Source organism: Jannaschia rubra (genome assembly GCF_001403735.1).
Lineage (GTDB): Bacteria > Pseudomonadota > Alphaproteobacteria > Rhodobacterales > Rhodobacteraceae > Jannaschia > Jannaschia rubra.
The window spans coordinates 740,173-759,938 of sequence record NZ_CXPG01000020.1; the positions used below are offsets into that span (position 1 = coordinate 740,173).

General features: G+C 63.8%; 20 protein-coding genes. 2 read left to right on the plus strand and 18 right to left on the minus strand.

Annotated features, from left to right (window positions below; genetic code table 11):
• Positions 1–22: 22 nt before the first annotated feature.
• The 13 genes from JAN5088_RS13280 to JAN5088_RS13340 form a co-directional block, all read right to left on the minus strand.
• A complete protein-coding gene (locus JAN5088_RS13280) occupies positions 23–481 on the minus strand; it encodes a hypothetical protein (RefSeq protein WP_055683262.1) in 459 nt (152 codons plus the stop codon).
• Between the two features lie 324 nt (positions 482–805).
• A complete protein-coding gene (locus JAN5088_RS13285) occupies positions 806–1,195 on the minus strand; it encodes a hypothetical protein (RefSeq protein ID WP_143114970.1) in 390 nt (129 codons plus the stop codon).
• Positions 1,196–1,392: 197 nt separating this feature from the next.
• Positions 1,393–1,809: a hypothetical protein gene (locus tag JAN5088_RS13290; protein WP_144431857.1), complete on the minus strand. Its 417-nt coding sequence runs from the start codon at positions 1,807–1,809 to the stop codon at positions 1,393–1,395.
• A 20-nt stretch (positions 1,810–1,829) separates the two neighbouring features.
• The gene (locus tag JAN5088_RS13295; protein WP_055683265.1) at positions 1,830–2,477 is read right to left on the minus strand and encodes a hypothetical protein; all 648 of its coding nucleotides are present in this window, start codon (positions 2,475–2,477) and stop codon (positions 1,830–1,832) included.
• A gap of 197 nt (positions 2,478–2,674) precedes the next feature.
• Entirely contained in the window at positions 2,675–3,058 is a 384-nt protein-coding gene (locus JAN5088_RS13300) for a hypothetical protein (protein WP_055683266.1), read from the minus strand.
• A 181-nt stretch (positions 3,059–3,239) separates the two neighbouring features.
• The gene (locus JAN5088_RS13305; protein WP_055683267.1) at positions 3,240–3,563 is read right to left on the minus strand and encodes a hypothetical protein; all 324 of its coding nucleotides are present in this window, start codon (positions 3,561–3,563) and stop codon (positions 3,240–3,242) included.
• A 234-nt stretch (positions 3,564–3,797) separates the two neighbouring features.
• The gene (locus tag JAN5088_RS13310; protein ID WP_055683268.1) at positions 3,798–4,082 is read right to left on the minus strand and encodes a hypothetical protein; all 285 of its coding nucleotides are present in this window, start codon (positions 4,080–4,082) and stop codon (positions 3,798–3,800) included.
• On the minus strand, positions 4,075–4,650 hold the full coding sequence (locus tag JAN5088_RS13315) for a hypothetical protein (protein ID WP_055683269.1): 576 nt from the start codon (positions 4,648–4,650) through the stop codon (positions 4,075–4,077). Before JAN5088_RS13315 ends, JAN5088_RS13310 begins: the two co-directional genes overlap by 8 nt.
• Before the next feature lie 576 nt (positions 4,651–5,226).
• Entirely contained in the window at positions 5,227–7,698 is a 2,472-nt protein-coding gene (locus JAN5088_RS18355) for a bifunctional DNA primase/polymerase (RefSeq protein ID WP_199502155.1), read from the minus strand.
• Entirely contained in the window at positions 7,667–7,909 is a 243-nt protein-coding gene (locus JAN5088_RS13325) for a hypothetical protein (protein WP_055683270.1), read from the minus strand. Before JAN5088_RS13325 ends, JAN5088_RS18355 begins: the two co-directional genes overlap by 32 nt.
• Positions 7,910–8,050: 141 nt before the next feature.
• Entirely contained in the window at positions 8,051–8,464 is a 414-nt protein-coding gene (locus tag JAN5088_RS13330; protein ID WP_074962770.1) for a hypothetical protein, read from the minus strand.
• Positions 8,465–8,469: 5 nt separating this feature from the next.
• Positions 8,470–8,670: a helix-turn-helix domain-containing protein gene (locus JAN5088_RS13335; RefSeq protein ID WP_055683272.1), complete on the minus strand. Its 201-nt coding sequence runs from the start codon at positions 8,668–8,670 to the stop codon at positions 8,470–8,472.
• A 208-nt stretch (positions 8,671–8,878) separates the two neighbouring features.
• Positions 8,879–10,003 carry a site-specific integrase gene (locus JAN5088_RS13340; protein ID WP_055683273.1) on the minus strand — a complete coding sequence of 375 codons (1,125 nt, stop codon included), beginning with the start codon at positions 10,001–10,003 and terminating at the stop codon, positions 8,879–8,881.
• A 526-nt stretch (positions 10,004–10,529) separates the two neighbouring features.
• Here JAN5088_RS13340 and JAN5088_RS13345 point away from each other — a divergent pair.
• Positions 10,530–12,389 carry a tyrosine-type recombinase/integrase gene (locus tag JAN5088_RS13345; RefSeq protein WP_055683274.1) on the plus strand — a complete coding sequence of 620 codons (1,860 nt, stop codon included), beginning with the start codon at positions 10,530–10,532 and terminating at the stop codon, positions 12,387–12,389.
• A gap of 519 nt (positions 12,390–12,908) precedes the next feature.
• Here JAN5088_RS13345 and JAN5088_RS13350 read toward each other — a convergent pair.
• Positions 12,909–13,313, minus strand: a complete 405-nt coding sequence (locus tag JAN5088_RS13350; protein ID WP_055683275.1) for a hypothetical protein — start codon at positions 13,311–13,313, stop codon at positions 12,909–12,911.
• Positions 13,313–13,705 (minus strand): hypothetical protein, encoded by a 393-nt coding sequence (locus JAN5088_RS13355; protein ID WP_055683276.1) that lies wholly within the window; start codon positions 13,703–13,705, stop codon positions 13,313–13,315. The genes JAN5088_RS13350 and JAN5088_RS13355 overlap by 1 nt, the downstream gene beginning before the upstream one ends.
• 583 nt (positions 13,706–14,288) lie before the next feature.
• On the opposite strand from JAN5088_RS13355, the gene JAN5088_RS13360 reads away from it, so the two are divergent.
• Positions 14,289–15,788: a DUF3987 domain-containing protein gene (locus JAN5088_RS13360; RefSeq protein WP_055683277.1), complete on the plus strand. Its 1,500-nt coding sequence runs from the start codon at positions 14,289–14,291 to the stop codon at positions 15,786–15,788.
• Positions 15,789–16,017: 229 nt separating this feature from the next.
• On the opposite strand, the gene JAN5088_RS13365 is transcribed toward JAN5088_RS13360, so the two are convergent.
• The 3 genes from JAN5088_RS13365 to JAN5088_RS13370 are packed head-to-tail and all read right to left on the minus strand — an operon-like array spanning position 16,018 to position 19,765.
• Positions 16,018–17,427, minus strand: a complete 1,410-nt coding sequence (locus JAN5088_RS13365; protein ID WP_055683278.1) for a hypothetical protein — start codon at positions 17,425–17,427, stop codon at positions 16,018–16,020.
• Positions 17,428–17,438: 11 nt separating this feature from the next.
• Positions 17,439–17,678 carry a hypothetical protein gene (locus JAN5088_RS18690; protein WP_143114973.1) on the minus strand — a complete coding sequence of 80 codons (240 nt, stop codon included), beginning with the start codon at positions 17,676–17,678 and terminating at the stop codon, positions 17,439–17,441.
• Positions 17,675–19,765, minus strand: a complete 2,091-nt coding sequence (locus tag JAN5088_RS13370) for a site-specific integrase (protein WP_055683279.1) — start codon at positions 19,763–19,765, stop codon at positions 17,675–17,677. Before JAN5088_RS13370 ends, JAN5088_RS18690 begins: the two co-directional genes overlap by 4 nt.
• Position 19,766: the final 1 nt, after the last annotated feature.

Here is a 19,766-nt window from a genome sequence, read left to right on the forward strand (position 1 = left end):
AGACTCCGGGGTCGACGCCTAGTCAGACCTTCGAATTCCTGCGCATGGGGACGTCCACGCCTTTCTTGCGGAGGACCGAGGCCACCGAGGCCACCGACCGGGCGGACGTCTGGGCATTTGGGAACTCGGCCACGACGGCATCGACGATCGTCGCGTAATCCAGCGCCTCGTCCATCAGAAGTTCCTGCACCATAGAGCCTATTGTTGGCTTCGGCTGCTCGGACGGGCTGTCCGATGCTTTCTCGGTGGCCTCCGCCTCGGGCATGTCAGCCGCACGGTCGCCGAGGACGCTGCACTTGACCACGATCGAACCGGGGTGCTCGCTGCGCTTCTTCTCGGCCAGGTCGGGGCGGCCGCAGAAGCCGACCGCCGTCCATTCCTCCTCGCTCTCAAGCAGGACTGCGTGGGTGTAGGTCCGGTCGGTCTTGCGGGTGTGCTGCGAGCCGTCGGGGGCGGTGGCGACGTAGGTGGTCTTGGTCATGGCTGGTATCCTTCTAAGCAGAGGGCGACCTTCGCCCGCTCAATGGGTCCACCTTGTCGTGAAGCGGGAAGCCCGCGAGCGCCCGCTGGGAGCTCCGTAGCAATTCGTCGTTGAGATGGAGCGGGTTGAAGGCCACCAGTCCCGCAGGTGCTCGCCCGGCTTAAGTCCGTGGCTGGTTGGCCTGCTGCCGATCTAATGGCTCGCGCTGACCTAGGCCCTCGTGGTCGGTCTGGCTGACATGCCCCGCCGCCGCACGCGCTGGTCTAAGATTGACCCTGGGCTGGCGGCGAGGCCGAAGGGCGCGAAAGTGCCCCTTGCGACGGGTCAGTGAAGTCTGCTTGGCGAAGATGGTTCGTCTTCCTCGGCATCTTCCTCCGGAACGTAGGGCCGCGAGAACCCCTCCTTTAGCTCGTCCACCTTATCTCCGAGCGCGCCTAGAACGGTCCGGATTTCACCGCAGTCCCCGTCTGCATCCATGCTGTATAGTAGTGCATTGATCAGCCCGGCACCGTAGTGATGACCGTATTCCTCGACCAGGTGCTCGACCAGGCCAATCATCCGCAGTTGTTCCTCGCTGTATCCGCCGCCCTGACGGAGCTGCTCGACGGTACCGTTCTCGAGCGTCGCTCGTGGCATGACGAGGTTCAGCCGCACGACGTCGTGGATCGCGTTCTCGCCGTCGACATCGTACATTGAGGTCTCTTTGGTAAACATGGTTCTCTCCATATTATCACGGGGCCCCCAGCGGGGCGCCTGAGAGGAAAGTCCCAGAACGCGAGCGGCGGGTAACCTATTATTACGGCCCGCTCCTGCAAATAATGGTGTGGCCCGCAAGACACACTGAATGAGAGAGGCCGCGCAGACGGATGGTCTGCACGGCCAATTTCGCAGTTTTTCGTGTTGTCAGCGGATCAGGTAAGGTCAGCGCGAGCCGCCGCCACGTCGGCCTCGGTGGAGCCGCCCGTTGCGAGCGTGTGCGCCTCCTCGCGTGTGCGGATCATGGAGCGACCAATGTCGGTGTCGAGCGCCTTGCAGTAGGCCTGTTCGAACGTCTCGCCGTCAGCCTGCATCGACTTTGCGAGGGCGTCGAGCTGTGCGTCGACGCTCGCCATGTTGCGGATTGCCCGCTTCGTAACCGTGTCGTTCATGTCTTCATCCTTCTTTTCCATCTGAGCGGCGGCGCGAGCGGACTCGACCTCCTGTTCCAGTCGTTGAACGTGCGAGGCCAGTTCCAAGACCTCCTGTGCCTCGGCCTCGTCGCGCGCCAGGCGCCCAAGCGCGTCTTCCAGCTCCATGCGTTTGCCCTCCAGGCGGATCAGTTCCGCCACGTGGCGTTCGCCTTCCTTACTCATTTTAGTGCCTCCAGTTCTTTGGCAGCTTGCGCCGCCAGGTGCTTCTGCGGTGACGCCGCCCTGAGCCGCAGCAGTTCCAAGTTCAGGCTCTCGGCGACACGGCCCTCGGCGTCGGTCAGGCTGATCGAGTGGCGGGCCTTGATCGGGGTGTCGACGCCCAGGGCGCGGGACAGCTCGCTGCCGCCCGCGGCGATCATGGCCTTAATAAGGGCCTCGCTGGCGCGGTTGTTGGTCAGCACGCGGTCGATGGGACCGACGTCGCCGCCCGCCGCAGCGGTCTGGCCTACTCCCTGGCGCACAGCTTCGCGGTAGGCGGACCAGTTCGTCGCGAGGTCGGTCAGTGCCCTGTCCACGGCCGCCGCCAGCTTGCGGCGGTCGCTGGCCGTGTCGATCGCACCCTGCACCTGACGGGTCCGCTTGGCGCGATCCTGGCTCGCCACCGCGTCGGCGGACCGGTCCTGCAGTTCCGCGATCGCGTCGTCCACGATCTGGATATGTTCGGCCAGTGCCGCGGCAGTGCCGCTGGGCTTCTTGCCCGTGATAAGAGCGTTGGTGGCCTCTGCGCGGGCCTTCTCTCGTTCTTCGACCAGGCGGGCACGCTCCGTACGCAGTTCCACCAGTCGTTTGTTCGGGTCGTCTGCCATTCGTTGGCTCCTCTCACTGGCGTCGGAATTGGGTTGGTGGCGCCCGGCAGTTGGAGGACCGAGCGCCACCGGGGGCCGGACCTGAGGGAGGCAGGCCCGTCGCGGTCGTGAGGCCCGCTAACGCCAATCATTGAACCTCACCCGACGAGCATGTCGCGTCTCGGTGCCACGGGGGACCAGCGAGTGTCGGTCGGGCGTCAAGCGCTGGCGGCGTCGTCGCCGAGGAGATCGATTTCCATCTGCATCAGGAACTCGACTGGCGCACCCTCCGTGTTGAGAAACTGGCCCGGGTTGTCTTGGACGTCGCTGCGGTAGGAGTGCCAGCACCGGGCGTTCGAGCAGTCCACGCCCGCGTCGATGAACGCCCGCATCGCGGGACGCACCCAGCCACGAGGGAACTTCACACTCCCGTGGACATAATACATTGCGGCCAGCAACCGCGCGACGTTGGCCCGCATCGTCAGCCCCGGAAGTGGCGGGAGGTCCGCCACAGCCTCTTCGACCAGGGCGTCGGCCAGAAGCTGGGTCCTGGCGTACGTTAGGCGGGGCAGCTCGGGCGTCGGCCGCTCGGGGGCTTCCATGGGCGATCCTCTCGGTGTCGGGGTGCGCGCATCGTGTCACGTGCGCCCGCGCCAGTAAGCCAACGAGGGCGTCCCGCCGACATTCAATCAGCGGGACGATCAGCCGAGAGGGCAATAAAGACAGGGACTTGTGGTCCAAGCCCGGAGCCGGGCACAGCTCCGGGCACAGTGAAGGGGCGGTTCAGCCGATGAAGATGCAGTTGCCGAGGCGCGCGACCTCGACCTTGCCGGGCGTGCCGCCGTTCTCCGCCTTGAGTTCGTTGAAGTGGACCTTCGCCGCCAGCACCTTGAGCGCCTGAGCGGCGGAAACCATCAGGCTCTCGTTGATGTCGTAGCAGCGCGTGGGCTCGCCGTTCTCGGCGAACTCGGTCAGGACGGGCAAGTCGACGCGGAGGAAGAAGCGGACCTTACGGATGCGGGTGACGAGTTTCACGGCGTCGGTTGGGTCCAGGTACACCTTGAGGGTCTCGTCCTGCTCATTCAAGAGGGGCGCGTAGTCGGTCATGGTGATGGTCTCCTTGTCTGATACGCCCTTTATGTCGGGTTGCGGGTTTCCCGCGAGCGGGCCGAACGACCGCGCTGGCTCACGAATTGCTACGTTAGGGATGGGCCAGCACCGCCCTGCCGATCATGGATCAGGGGGTGTCGGCCACGAGGGGTGAATCGGATCAGGGGCTTGGGACCGGGGCGGGACGACGCGCACAGTGCGGAGTACAGGGCGACCGTCCTCAGCCCCTCGTCAGGCCTCAAAGTACGCCGTGCCAGCGATCCAGTGCAGGAGGTCCCTGCGGGTCGCATCGTCCAGGTCGAGACGGGTTTCCACGGACCATTCGGCTTCGCCCCTCGTGGCCTTCGACTGCCAGGGCGTGGCCTCACGACCCTCGCGCATCTCGGCGATCAGGCCGTCGCTGGGATCGTGCAGGTATCCCGTCGCGACCCGCATCGTCTCGTACCCGTCCGCGAACTTGACCGTGGCCGTGCCACCGGCCCTGACTATCGTCACCTGGATCGCATCGTCACTCATCGGACTGTCCCCCGGTCTCCTCTGGCGTCCCCTGGAGCACTTCGGCGTCCTCGATGCCGTGTCGACCGCCCGAGGCCTCATCGATCACCACCGAGCTCCGCTCGGCCCTCTGTGGCTGCACGAGCCTGGGCCTGGAAGGCAGGCCGTTGTTGACGGTCGTGTTGACCTGCAGGTTGGTTTGGGCGGGGCCGTCCACGTTCGGCACCCGCTTGTCGATCAGCTTCGAGAGGATGCGGGCGTCGACGTGCGAGACGTCCAGGACCAGGACGGGCTCGAAGTCGTCGTTCAGCACGGGTTCGCCGTCCTCGTCGGTGGCCTGCTTCCAGCGACCGAGGCCCAACTCGCGGGCGGTGTCCATGACGTCCTGGGTCAACTGGTCCTGGAAGATCGCCATGGCGATGTCCCACCCGCGCCTGAAGTCGTCGTCGCGGTGCTTCCAGTAGTAGACGTTCGGCCTGGGCAGCCCGAGCTGGGCGCACGCCACGGTCACGTTGCCGACCTCGACCAGGCGTTCCAGGAAGGCGCGCTTGAACTCGGGCGACGGCTCGCTGGCGTGCGGGTGCATCATCCCCGTCGATGCCCGAGGGCCCGCCGCTGGTGCGCTGTGGTGTCGAAGCTGGCTCAATTCGTGCCCTCCCGCTGTGTCCGTTGCTGTGCTCGGGACGCCCCTCGAGCGCCAAGCCCCTGATCCCGTTTGCCTTCCCGTCCCGACGCCCCCTGATCCTAAATCAGAGGGGCAGTGTTCAAGCAGGGCGAACAGGGGCGGCTCGCCATGTGCGCGAGGCGTCCTCGCTCTCTCGGGATACGATGTCGCGTTCACCCAGCACGGGAAACCAGCGTTGCATGGCGGGGAATGTGGGCCTCTGCCCTCCATCCAAGCGGGTAGCCTGACCGGCCGAATAAGGGCGGACAAGCGGACAAGGGCGGACAGCCCTTCGAGCTTATAAGGAAAAAGAAATACACACTGACAGAATAATACTGAATTAAATTTCGCGTATAATGCCAAAAGCCCGTCCGCCCTTGTCCGCTTGTCCGCCCTTATTGCATTTTTCCAGTTAGTGGACGCCCCGTCCCCGCCCTTGGAAGACGGGGAGAGGCTGTTATATCACCGAAATCGGCGCATCACCGAAAAAGCGATGCTCGTTCAGCTTGAACTCGACCGTGCCGCCCACTCGGTTCTGGCCGCCTCGATGATCTCCTTCATCACCGCAGGCCTCTCGCGCTTCACCCGCAGCACGTCCCACGCGCCTCTACGGGCTATCACGACGGTGTCCTTCTCGTTGCCGCTCGAACCCCGCTTGTTGAACCGCCGCGAGGTCACGGCGCCACCGGCCTCGTCGATCACAAACTTGAGGTTCGCGGGGAACCCGTCACAGGTCTCCTCAAGATGGGCCCAGACGTCCGACAGGCCGATCAGGTCGGCAGGCCATGCCTCGAACAGGACCTTGAGCTCGCGATGCTCCTCCTTCTCCAGGAACTCGACCACCGACCTCTTGGCGTCGGTCATCGGCGCCGGTAGCCCCGGGTTGAAGGCCGATATGTCACGCTCCCTCAACAGCCGCGCGACGGATGCGATGAACGCGGGGTCGCGCCGCGTCTCGTACAGGTCCCCGTAATAGGAGGGTTCCCGCACCTTCTCGGGGTTGTAGGCCACGCGGATGCGCCGGTCCCGGTCGTCGATCGGCAGGGCGTCCATGAAGTTCGAGAACATCAGGAACCGGCAGCAGTTGTACTGGACCGACTTGAGGCCGAACTTGGGGTTAATCTCGCGGTGCTCCTCGGTGATGACCTTCTGTAGCTTGTTGGCCTTGCGATAGCGGTCGGAGCCGGAGCCCTCCCTAGTCTCGTCCACGACGAGGAGCAGCTTCTCGGACAGCCGTTCGTTGAAGCTGCTGCCCAGGACTTCGCCGAGGTCCACGCCCAGGGCGACGTGGCCAGCCAGGACGCGGGCGAGAACCGAGGCGATCCAGTTCCGACCCACGCCACGCTTCGACGTAATCATCAGCCACGCCGTGTGCGGCAGGACGCCGGGGTTCTGGACGATGTGGGCGATCCAGTCCAGGAAGTCGTCGGCGTCGTCTCCGTCAGGTAGGAGCCACCTGACGTGGTCCTCGAACTTCGCCGCCCTGTCATGCCAGTCCTCCGGGGCCTTCGGGAGGGCGGGCGTCTTCCACACGTTGACGGCGTCGCCCCGGCCCTCGGGTGGTGGGCAGATGGTCTTGCGACCGGGCGCCCAGGTCATCACGTCGACGGTCTTACGGTCGCCCGCCTTGTCACCCACCCAGACGTTCACCACGCGCACCTCCTTCGGCTTCGGGGGACGGCCGCGTCTCTTGGGCGTGTCGACCCCGTTCGGCTTTTCGTCGTTGCGGTCGGCTTCGGGCGTCTCCTGCTCCAGGGTCATACGGCTGCCGGCGAAGTGCACGGCGGCGAGCTCGACCGACTTCCACGCCCGACCACTCTTTAGGTCCACGACGCCACCGGCGGCGCTCACGTAGACGAGGTCTTCCTTGGCCGACGCGAGGTCGATCCGGCGCACGCTGAGCCGTGAACGCCTGTTCGTCTCCCCGATGGCCATGTCCTCCCGCCGCTCCTTCGCGGCGAGTGCGGTCAGCGCGCCGTCGGGCAGGCCCCCAGGGTCCAGGTCCTCGAAGTCGTCGGCGGCGGGTGGCCGGGGTATGTGGTCGCCGTGACCAGCGTCCCGCATGATCTTGTGGAGCGTGCGGTAGGTGACCCTATTGCCGTCGTCATTGTCGGCGTGGAGGCTGTCCCATCTGAGCCCGATCAGGCCGCCGTGGTCCGCATACTCGGGGTCGCGGGTGCACCACTCCACGAACTCCTCGCGGCCGTCGCCCGCAGTCGCATGGTGACATGCCTGCATGAGCGTCAGCCACCGGTCATGGTCGCGGAAGTCCTCGGGGTCCAGATAGTCCAGCATCTCGGCCAGCTCCTCTTGGTCGTGCTCGCCACCGCCGGACGCGGCGCTCCCGGTCGGTCTTCGGATCAGGTCGACCAGGGCCTTGGGCGCCGGATCGGCTCCGAACGCGTCGAGCTCGGGCGCACCCACCTTCCAGAGGTATGGCTTCAGCGTGTCGGGATGGATCGACCCAGGCGCGACCATCTGGCGCCCGAGCGTCTTGAACTCGACGCCAGGGTATTGGTCGTTGAGGCTGTCACGGGTGGACACTTCGTCTGGCTTCGTCATGTAGACGTGCAGCCCACCCGAACCCGTCTCGACCGTCGGATACAGGTCCGGGTTCATGCCGGTCCAGAGGACCAGTTCCACAAACGGGTTGACCGCTGATGCGAGGGTCTGGCCGTCGGGGAAGGCCCTTGGGTCCACGTCCAGGACCAGTTCACCGGCGCGAAGGCGCACGCCGACGTTGTCGCCAGCTTCCATGTGCGTGACCTGGTCTGCGGATTTGTAGGGCTTCTTCGTCCAGTTGCCGTGCACAGGAGACTTGCCGCGCTTGCGGCGTTTGCCCTTGAACTCGTCCTCGTGGGCGTAGTTGTGCAACGGAATGAGCTGGTAGCCCGCAGCGAGCAGCGGCGCCAGTTGTGACGCGTCTGGGTTCTTTGTCATGTTAGCCCCGCCGGTTTGCGACGTAGGCCTCAACAGCCGCCTTCGTGTAGAAGACCTCGCGGCCGATCTTCACGAACTCGGGGCCGAGTGCGTCACGACCCTTGGTCCGACGGCTGCGGTATTGTGCCAGCACGGTGACCGGGTGCCCGGTCATATCGGAGACCTGCTTGGGGTTCAGAAGGTCGGGACTCAGGAACGACGGTACGTTCGGCGCCGCCTCTGCGGCATACTTGTGTTCAGTCACGGGTCTAGTGTCCTCTTGCATGTGGCTTATCAGAGCCGGCCGTCGATTGGTCCCGACGGTCGGCTCACTCTCTATGAAACATTAGCGCGAGACGGTCGTGCCGCATGCCTGCGAGGGTCGACCGGCGCAAAGTGCTGGCTGTTAGTCCCAGCCCCGCTTCCGCGCGGCGTCCCGCATCTTCATCTCGATGTCGCGCCAGAGCTTCGGTTCCCGGCGCTTGGCCTCCTCGACCAAGTCCGGGTTGTCCCAGAAGTCCGCGTTGTCGGGTGCTGACGTCAGGGCGTCCATCGCCGAGCCAAGGTGCACCTTGAACTTATCCGCTGCCTCGGTCCGAATATCGAGCGGGAATACGCCCGCGACCTTCGCCAGCGCGACAAGGCACGCGTCATCGAAGCCGTTGAAGCCGACGCGGTGGCAGGCCTCCACGGCCGCCTCGATCCGGCCCATCGCCCTCAGCTCGGGGACGCATTCCAGCATTTCGAACGCCAGCTCCTGGCGCCGCTCCTCCTCGGAAAAATCGGGGTCCGCGCTGCGACGCTGCTTGAACTTGTACACCCCATTCATGCCGCGCCCTCCAGCATGAAGGCGTCGATGTCGTCCCGGTGGTAGCGAACGATCCGCCCGACGGTGCGGTAGCGGGGACCGGTGCCCATGCTGCGCCAATTGGCGAGAGTCCCAGCGGACACGCTGAGATAGGCGGCGGCCTGCTCGGTGGTCAGCCAAGGGCTGGTGAATATCTGGGGTTCCGCTGCGGCGGCCATGACACATCTCCTCGTTCGGACGCCGTGCGTCCGTTAGGGGGGTTGTGCCGTTTATCTATCTATCACTACCTGGGGCGCCCTCAGCCGGCGGCATCGTTTGAACCGACAGGACCCTACGGCCCAGGATGCGCCCGGGCAGTTTTATGATCTCAGGTTATCGAGTATGGACCAAAATGGTTACCAGCGTCTTACCGATGCGCACCATCGTTCACGCAACGCCCGCTCTACCCAGGACAAGGTCCTCTAGCGCCTGCGCATGCGGGCGAAGGGCCTCCACGAGATGGGTCTGGTGGACGTATCCGCCGCTGGCGCCGGGGAGCCTCTGGCCCAATAGGAGCGCACCCTCGGCGTAGGGGACACCCGCGGCAATCATCATTGTCCGACAGTGGTGGCGGAGCGCGTGCGGGGACGGGACGCCTCCCCGCTTCGGCTCGGCGACGTGGCCAGAGGCAGAACCCGGCGAGGGCCAGAGCCAAGGCGACGCCAGCGGATCGTCCTCTTTCATCCGGGTGGCCAGCGTCGCCGTCAGCCAGCGCCCGGCGGGGAACGACCACGCGCCGCCCGTCTTCATGTGGGTGAAGGCCAGGACGCCCCGCCCTGCGTCGAAGTCGGCCCGCCTCACTCCCAGCAGGGAGGTCCGCCGCGCCCCGGTCAGCAGGAACGCCCGCTGGAGGTCCCGCATGAGAGGCGACATGGCCTCGGTGGTGGACCAGAAGGTTTCGACGTCCAGCTCGCCCACCTCCCGCTTGGGCGTGGCGGGCACGCGCAGGGCGTCCACCGGGTTGGCCCCTATCGTCTCGTCGTGTCTCCTGGCAGTGTTCACGAGCGCTCGGACGGTGCGCATCACAGACGCGCCCGTAGTCCTGCCGTGGCGCCTGGTGAGCTGCTCCATGAGCTCTCGGCAGTCCTGGCGCGTGACATCAGCCACCGCCCGACGCCGGAGGCGCCCGAGGTAGTTATCCATGTGGTAGCGGTAGTTCCTGACCGTGGCCGCGGAGAGGTCCCGCTCCTTCAGGTGCTCTATCAGCGCCTGTTCCAGCGTAATGCCGGTCGCCTCTGGTCCAGCGGTCGGGTCCACGCCCGACTGGATCGTGGCCATGAGCTTGCGGGCCTCGTTCCGGGCCTCGGCCAGTCGAACGTGGTCGACGCGGCCGATCTTCACCCGCACCGACCGGACGAGGCGCTTGTCCCTGCGGACGTCGCCCTGCACGGCGAAGCTCTTTGTTGTCTTGTGGGCGATGCACATGAGGCCCTTGACTTCGGTGTCGCGGTGGATGCCCGAGCCGAGCGCGAGGTCCCTGATGCGGGCTTCGGTGAATTTGAAGATGGCCATGGAAAGTACAGTCCCGAGTACAGTGTTTGCGGTTGATCCTGATGAACCAGGATGGTGCTACCGGGAAAATGTTGCCATGTTTTCAAGGGACCGTACGCCCCGAATGAGCGAAAATGAGCCATGATTTGCTCACAACTTCAGACTGTTAATCAATTGGTCGTAGGTTCGATCCCTACCGCCGGAGCCAATCTCTCCTAAGTCACTGAATAGATTGGCAATACTGTGACGAGAGTCGCAGACTGCCCGACATGGCACGATTCCTGTCCCTTCGCCTGGCACAAACGCTGGCACAGGAGTCGAAGACATGCGGTCACTCGTCTCGGCACAATCGCACCTCGAATACCGTCCCTCGGGCTTCCACTGGCGCCGTCGCTGGCCGCGCCGCGTTCTGAGGATCTGCACCCCATCGAAAAAGATCTCACTCCTCTTTTCGCTTCGCTCCCACGTCCTCCCCGACGCGAAGGCCCTCGCTCATAAGCTTACGCTTCTGAGCGACATCGCCTTCGCCGGAGTGACGGAGAGAACGATGGCGATCGCGCCCGACATCATGGAAAAACTCCTCGTGGAGCTGTGCCGCTTTCTGATCGAAGCAGCCGATGTTGCGCGTGAGGACGCACCGATGCGCACGCCTGAGGTCGCGGCCTACGATCTGACCTGCGCCAACGCCGCCGTCGAAACGCTGCGGCACGCGATCGCGACCCGGGACCGCGAGAAGGCGCGCAACCCACTCCAAGAGGTCGCCGCGCGTCTCGGCATCACCCTGGACGAGACCGACCCGGACTGGCGTCGGCTCGCGTTTCGAGCCCTTCGGATCATGCTCGACGCAGAGCAGGAGAACCTTCGGCGGGATCAGGGTGTGTTTGACGAGCCGTCCCCAGCATTGAAAGCCGCGCGGAGTCTCGTCGACGCGGCACCAACTGTCTCCGCGCTGCCTTTCATGCCTCGGACATCACTGACGCCGCCCGCGCCGTGCCTTGCCCAGGAAGTTGCGCCCATCACGGATCGGGATCTGGCGCCTTCGGCGGCCTCTACAAGGCCTTTCGCACCTACGCCGGAAGACGTGCAACAGCCGCAGGTCACCACGAAAACCGAGACGGCGGCCGCGCTCTCGTCCGAGCCGCCCCGGGCCCAGTCGTCCTGCCCGACCATCGAGAAGGGATCGGATGACTACATCGAGGTCCGCAGCCAAGGCTACAAGACCTTCAAACCCACCGAACAGGCCAACGAGAAGGCTGGGAATAGCTGGGCGCGGAACACGGCCCCCAATGTTCGGTCTACCGCGCGACTCCTCTCGCGGATTCTCGGGAACAAGCCCTTCGACCAGATCACCGATGAGGAACTGAAGGCGGCCTGGGAGATCGTCGCGCGCGTGCCGCATACATACCAGGCCAAGACCAGCAAGATGTCGCCGCAGGAGGCCGCTGATGACGCCGACGCCACGGAGGCGCACAACGCGGAAATTACGCGCGCCAGGCTGAAGAAACAGGGGGCCAGTCCGGGCAAGATCGAGTCCGAGATCCTGAAAGGCCGCATCAAGCGGCTGCGGACCGCGACGATCTATCGCCACATGCAGGACTTCCAGCGCATCTGCGTCTTTCACAAGAAGCGCGGTCACCTGGCGGAGAACATCATGGAAGACCACATCTGGGAGACCGCGGAGTATGAGCGCCGGGAGATCCTCGAGGAAGACAACGAGCGCCAGACCTGGTGCGGCAAGCTCGACGGGCTGTTCCGCTCGCCGATCTTTCAGGACAAGCTCGCCGATGTGGGTGATCCGATGTTCTGGGCGCCGCTCATCGCGGTCCACATGGGCCTTCGGAGCGAGGAAGTGCTCCAGCTGTATCTCGATGACATCCAGATCATCGATGACATCCCGTGCATCGTTCTGAAGCAGGGGCCGGGCCAGAGCCTCAAGAGCAAGGCATCGCGCCGGACCATCCCGATCCATGACAACCTACTGAAACTCGGCTTCATGCAGCTCGTCGCCGGCCTTGCACGCGCCGGCGAGCCGCGCCTCTTCCCGTGGCTCGAGCGGAGCGAAAGCAAGAAGACCTACACCGAGACGTTCTCGAAGCGATTCACCCGGTATCGCCAGGACCACAAGATCTACGACGCGCAGCGCGATTTCCACAGCTTCCGCACGACGTTCAACCACCTCCTGATCCAGTCGGAGTGCCCGGACAGCCAGCGGCGCGCTCTGATGGGCCATGTCGAGCGGGATGTCGGCATCACCAATTACAACCCGGGTGGCTTCGCCTTGACGTTGCTCCGCAAGCGCGTGAACGCCGTGGTGGTCGACATTTCCATGATCCGGTCGCCGTTCGCGGAGATCAGCTCGGCCAGCGTGACCGACCTGGTTTCTCGTAGGGCGAAGGCATCCGCCTGATCTGGAGCGCGCGGGATCACATCGTGGCGATCTCTTGCGCGGCAATCACTTGTCGATCGGCAACCCACTGCGAGACCCGCGCAACGATGCTTTCCAATTCACGCCTCCGTGCCTGACCACCGCAGCATCCGACGCTGCGCCGTGCAAGAGATCCTGAAATCGCGTTTGCCGTGACCTTCGAAGTTGCAGCGCAAATGAGGACTGACGTCGTCATCGATACAGGGAAACGCCGCAACGGAGAGTGCAATTGCGGTCACGTTGTTCGAACGGGCCTTGTCGCCGGTCGATGCGTTCTCCCTGGTCCGGCTGCTGATCGGGGTCCCGTATTAGCTGCCGAGTGACTTGGCCTGAATGAATGACCAAGCGCCCGGTCAGCAAGATCGAAGAACGCGGTGTCAATCGCGCGCCGGCTGAAGCAGCAGACGGATGTGGCCCGGCGCGCGCGCTTCCGGTGATCCGATCCGGCAGCGGGGAGCATTGCTCCGTCAAGACGGCGCATCCAAGGATGCGCCGCGCCCTTCACGTCTCGAAAAGGGCATTCGCGATGGTGAAGGCTTCGGCAGCGTCGAGCGCTGCCTCGACCATCGTTGCAAGGTCGACCATCTCATCGACCAGAATGCGGAACGCAGTGGCGCGATCGCTGCGGATCGCAAATTCGTATCCACAATCGGGATCGTGCTCGTGACCGCGCCAGGCGATCGTGGTCCCTGCCTCGACTTCTTTGCTCACCAGAACGATGAAGGCCTCGAGGTCGTGCAAGAAGGCTTCGTTCACGATTTTCCGGCTGGCGATCCGCCGACTGATGTCTCCTGCGAATGTGCGGTGACGGGGATCGAGGAGAGGGATGGCCTTGGCGTCCAGGCACTTGCGGACAAGGCGGGCTTGCCGCAGGGCATCGGCGACGAGTTCGGAAATCATGTCCATCACGCGACCTCCTGAACAGCCATGGCGGCCAGTTCGCGCAGTGCGTCGAGGCCGCGCTCCAGAGCTTCCGCGCACAGCCGCGCGTCGTCGGCACGCGGATCGTCGGGATGGACCGCAAGGAACCGCACCGCCTCCGCGCTTTCGATGTCGTTCATGCACTCGAGAGTCAGCAGACGGTGTAGCGCGACGAGATCGGCCTCGACGTCCTCGGGTTCAGCACCGTCGGCCATCGCCGCGGCGACTTCGGCCGCGCGACCTTCCCAGCCATCCCCGCCGAGAAGCTCCGCCGCCGAGATCAGCCGATCGGAATCGGCACGGAGCCAGTCGGCGAAAGCCCGGCGGGTTGCCGCGGCCCGAAGCGTGGCGCGCATTTCTGTGGTATCGTAGTTCATGTCGGTCTCCTTCGAGATCCCGGGGCTTCAGTGCCCCGGTCAAGACCGGCCCGCGCTTCCGGACCGGCAGGCGCCTCCTTGGCGCGCCTTCTCCTTCTTCTTCCTGATCACCCTCGCGGGCGCCTGAGCCGCGCCCTCACCAAAGGGGCGCGGTTCCGGGCCGGCTGACGAGGTTTTCTCCAAAGTTCCGCTGAATGAGGTTCTGACGAGGGGCGCCCCCACATCAGTCAGACGTCATGTCCTGCGCGACAGCCGCGCAGCAAAGGCTGCGTTGTCGTTACTGGCTGCTCAAGGCATCAATCAATCTCGCGGTGAGTGCCCCCTCGACATCCGTCGCCTTGGCACCGCGCGGACCGTCTCTCTTTCGTTCCTTTCGCTCTGCCGATGCCATGGCAGCCAGGATTTTGGTCCGTCTCTCACCTGGAGGAGACGGACCAAAATCCCGGCCCAGGGTCCGAGGCACTCTGATCGATGACGAGGCAAAAAAATTTACCCCGCCCTGATTTTTTCGGTTGCCGTCGTTTCTCGACGAAAAGCGATCGACCGATCTACCGGGAACACAGAGCAGACAGGAGAAACGCCCGTGTTCAAGAAGATCATCAACAATTCAGTGCAGCGCTTTCGGGGAGGGTCAGCGCAGCGGTCCAAGACCAACCGGAGGGCGAAGGCCAAGACCCACATCGTGCTACCCAAGGGCGAAAGCGCCTTGGAGTGGGGTCAGCCCTCACCCCTGCCTCATGCTGAGCCGCCGCGGACGCCCTATCCGCTGAACTGCCTGAGCCCGGGGCTCCGCGAGGTGGTCGCGGCGATCGCAAAGAAGACCCAGGCGCCGGAGGCGATCGCGGCGCAATCCGTGCTCGCGGTCATTTCGTTGACTTTCGCCAGCCGTGTCAAAGTGCAGACACTTAGCTCGACCGCGAATGCCGCGTGCTTCTTCGTCCTTGTGGCGCTGTCCGGGGAGAGAAAGAGCGCCACGGACGGCTGGGCGATGGGCGGTGTCAATCGGACCGTCCTGGAGCTACGGCAGGAGTATGCCCAGCTCATCAAAGAGCATGAGCAGACTGTCAGGACACTGGAGCGCGATGAGGCAAAACCGCCTCGCCCGGTGTGCCCGAATTTCCTCGTGACCGAACCGACCATCGAAGGTGCCTTCAAGGCTATCTCTTCCGGAGCCGGATTCTTGGGGTGGTTTTCGGACGAAGCTGCCACGTTCTTTGGCGGTCATTCGATGTCACCGGACAAACTGGCTTTGACCTGCGGGATCATTTCCAAGTTCTGGGACGGCGCCTTTTTCATCCGGCCGCGCGCGACGCAGGAGGGCGACGGCTACGTCCCGCCCACACCAACGACGCTGAACCTGATGTTCCAGCCCAACCTGATCGGCCAGAGTTTCGGAAACGAGTTCATGCTCGGGCAAGGCATCCTCGCCCGCATGCTGCCGGCCTGGCCGGAGAGCAACATGGGAAAACGGCGCTACCGGCGCAGCGAGCCCTCGGAGGACGCCATTGTTGACAAGTTCCAGGAGGTGACTGCCAAAGCCCTGCGCAATACGCTGGAAGACCCGACAGAGAAGACGCTCAAGCTCTCTGCCGGCGCGTTCACGCAATGCGTGGCGTTCCACGATGCTGTCGAATCCGAACTGGGGCGCGGAGGATGGGCGGCCGATATCAGCAGCTTTGCGGCCAAGGCGCCCGAACATGCCTGTCGTCTTGCCGCCCTGATGACCCTCTTTGAGGACGGTGAAACCACCGAAATTTCCGAGGCCACAATGGCAAACGCCTGTGACCTCGTGAAATACCATCTCCAGCAGTTCAAGTATCTCTGCATCGCCGGGACGAATGAGGATGCGGTCAGCCATGCTCAGAAGCTTCTGGACTGGCTCAAGAGCAATCTCACCGCTGGAGAGGGTTTTGCGACCGAGCGGGTTTTGCAATCCGGCCCCGTCCCGACTCGCAGAAGGCAGACGATGGACAAGGCTCTGGCCATCCTCGTCCAGCACGACTGGATCGCGAAACTCCCGGACGGGACGGTCGTCGACGAAAGGCCGCGCCGCAGGGCCTACATGCTCAACCCGAACGCGTGAGCGCCGCGCGCATGCCGCCATGCGCTGCAAGGCGGCATGCGATCATTGTTGATCGCGAAGACCCTTTTCACGCGGCGGGCTGCGGCGGTTGAAGTAATACCGGGAAATTGTTGAAAACGGGCTGGTCCCACCCCGTGCGGGTGGAATTAACCCGTCTTCAACACACCAAGAAAATAAAACCGTTTTCAGTGAGTTGCGGCGGTGAGCGGAGACGGAATCCAAATCCTGCTCATAGGCGCAGGATCGCCGAATACGATCGCCGAGACGCGACGAACTCCGCATGGTCCCGGGCGGCCCGGACGCCCTGCGCATGATCATAGCTCGCCATTGTGGTGGCCGGGTTGCGATTGTCGAGCAGAACCGGCGCGATGTAGCCACCTCCCGCAAGCTCTTCAGATGCCTCCGTGGCAACGTTGTCCCGGACGCGGTGCACGCTGATCCTGACCCCGAAATGCTTCTGGGTAAGGTTGCCCGTGAGATGGCCAAGTTGTGCGGCCGAGACCTTCTCGCCAACTTCCAGAAGGCTCGGAAACATCGCGCTGCCGTCGTCGAACAGCGGCCGGAATACTCGCCTGTATTCGTCGACGGCGTCCCAGAGGACCGGGTTCTCCAGCACCCGGTCGTATCCGGCGTGCTCTTTTTCGTATTCCCGGAGTTTCAGCGCGGTTCCCGGCAATCTGACATGGACATACGGCCGATCCAGGAGAATGACGGTCCGGCCGATTTCGAAGTGCGAGAGCGCCCTCGCTCGCTGTGGCACCGCCGCGGCCGTCATGAGGAGCAGACCATTCCGAAAATCGCGTGCCGCGAACAGATCTCTCGGACCCGAGGCCCGGGCGTTATCGATGATCTCCCGTCCAAGGTCGAAGATCGTCGATGCGCCCACCAGCTGTTCGCCGGTCTTGGTCGCACTTCCCTCAACCTTTGCCCGGGCGTTCAGTCTGGAAATGACATGGTCGCAGGCCACACTCGCGAACCCGGGATCGCACGCGGAGACATAGCCCGACAATATACGCCCGAGGTAGTCGCTCGCGCTGCGCGTCGAGACCCCCTCCTGGGCCAGATCTCCAGCGTATACGTGGAAGGTGGTCCCTGCGGGCCTGACATCGTGGCCCGAGCTATCGCACCACCCGAGCCAGCGCAGCAGGGCGTGCGCGACGGAGGTGAGATGGTCATCGCTCCACTTCTGCTTCCGGTTGCCCGGCTCGGAACTCATTCTGGCCACCAGCCCAGGCTGCCACTCCTCCGGAAGGCGCGCGATCAGGGCTCGGATGGAATCCGTCTTCGACTTCCGATTGGTCTTGGGGGCGCGCTGGCGCTGGCGGCGGATGACCGCGATCATGGACGCATAGGGCATGCCCCAGACGACAGGAGCCGCCGCCTGAACGCGATACAACCTGAAAGCACCGAGACGGCCTCCGTGCTGCGCCGAGCACTCCGCGAGGTAGCGCTCGACTTCGTGGCGTGAGGGCGGAGCCGCAAGCGGCAAGTCCGGGTCCCTCCATGCCGCGAAAGCCCGAAGTTCATGCAGGATCGGGGCAGGATCGAGATCCGGTCGATCCACCTCCAAGGAAGCGCGAACACGTTGAAGTAGGGCGGCGATATCCATAGTCGGCTCTGTTTCCAGTTCTCTCTTCATCGAAATCCCTTTCATTTGTTGGCACTGGGCTGGCGCGACGACTTCTTGTCCGTCAGGTATGCCCGCCAACGGTCGATCGCGCGGCCTTCATTGACCACCGCATAGAACGCCAGCGTCGTCTCAGGCCCCTTTTGTCGGAGAAGGCGCAGCTCATGCGCGAGGCCGTCCGCGTCGGAGTGCGGTCGATCCGGAATTCCTTGACGAAGAGACGCGGGTGGAGAGGACAGAGCAATTGTGTGATGCCGTTTCATAGGGTTCCTTTCTCCTTGAAGCCTTTGGGCTGACGCGATTTTTTCCCGACGAGGTATGCTTGCCAGCGATCGAGCGCGAGGTGCTCATCGATCTCTGCGTAAAACGCGAGAGTTGTCTCGAGGCTCTTGTGTCCCAGCAGCCGCTGCACGTCCGGAAGCCTGTCCGGATCTTCCTTGAGCCAGAGCCACCCGAGGAAATGACGGTAGAGGTGGGGGTTCATCCGGATGCCTGTGATCCGGTGCGTGTGCCGCATCAACCGTTCCAGCAGGCCCACGAAGGGCTGATCCCGTTCGACGCTTGAACCCTGGGCTGGGAACAGGAAAGGATTGAGCTCGTCGCCCTTGCGGAGGGCTTTGGGGCGGATCTTGTCGAGATACATCCGAAGCCTGCGCGATTCATTTTCTCCCAGAGGGATGGGCAGATCCGGATCGTCGCTGGTGCGCATCTTGACCTCCACGTTCGGGACCGTGATCGTGGCCAGCTCGCCGCGCCAGGAGATCCACGAGAGCTTTGCTCGAGTCACGTTCGCCTTTCGCGGAGCTCGGGCAATCAGGATATCGCTGGCCAGCACGCACATGACATCGCGGACCATTTCGATATCGAGATATTCGAGACGACTTGCTCCGCGCTTCTTGCGGGCCTGTCGGTCCAATTCGGCATTGACCTCGTCGATCAGGATCTCACCGAGATCCAGCAGGCGCTGCTGTCTGTCCCCGATGATCTGGCGTAGCTTGTCCTTGTTGCGCTTTGTGATCCCCTTCCCGCCGGCGGCATAATCCTTGATCGTGGACGCGATACTCTCTACCTCCTCCAGATCCCGGCCGACGTAGTCGCGCGCGAGCTTCTTTATCGCCTTGCCGAGCGTCGATGCGTAGCTGCTCGGGAATTCGCCCCCGCTATTGCTCACCTGGACGGCTTCGAGAACTCCCTCGACCACGACTGGAATGGTGTATTCCTCCACGCTCTCGATCAGGTATCCGGTCGCGGTATAGAGCGCCTTCGCTCCGGCGATCATGATGCCCCGGCGGTTCGCAAGCGTTTCTTGTGACCATGTCTCGTCCTCGACGAGGAAACCGGCTGAGCGACGCTCCTCCTCGGTCTTCTTTCGCCCGTTCGGCTTTGGTTTCAGAAGGGCCAGCTTGCCGGTCATTGGGAGCTGCGGTTGGGTCCGATCCAGCTGTTTCAGAAAAGCCTCGTAGGAGAGCCCATCACGCGACTCATCGCCCATGGCCCATCGCGTGACAGGCCCGTCAAATTGCTGGAGAAACGCTCGCAGAACCGACGTCGAGACCCCATACTTGTCCCTTCCGTCGTCGAAAGGGTGATCCACCGCAGGAAACTGAAACTCTGCGAATGCGGGCTCGGATGAAAGGCGGGTGCAAAGAGCGGCGACGCGCTTGACGTGCTTGCGGCAGACGGCCTCAGTCTTCGGTGCTTCTGCGCAGCGGCGATGGAAGTAGACCTCCAGAACAGACTGTGTGATCTCGCGTGGCAACAGGCCTGACTGGTCCAGGAAATGAAGGAATGAGCCAGAGATCAGTTTCATGTCTTGGGGCAAATCCGAGTTCTGGATGGCTTCATGAACTTCCCGGTAGAGCCCGGTGACGTCGCGGATGCCAGGCTTTCGGTTGCTGCCGCAGACCTCATCGATCGCAGCCAGTGCATCGGACTTGTAGTTGCGGAAACTTCCCTGCGAGAGTCCGAGGGTCGCGGGCGACCAACCAGAAAAGCGCTCGATGACACGGTCTCGGTCAACATATTCGATCTCGGGCATCCATTCCGCGGCTTGGAGCACCTTCTTGAGGCGAGAAACGAGCGTCGCGTTCCGGCGATCCAAGGCGGCGTCACCGGTCTTCTTGGACAGCCGAGCGATCAACTGGGCATAGGTCATGCGCGGCTCGAGACCGGGCAGCAGGACACCCATCGCAGTGCCGAGGGCCTCGACCGTGCTCCGCATCGGACGATGCCCGGGGCGGTTCAGAATATCCGATACGGCTTTCGGATTGAGGCCAGCCCTCATGGACAGCGACCGCATGGATTCGCCCGAGGTATCGAGGTATTGGCTTACCTGGTCTTGCAGCAACATG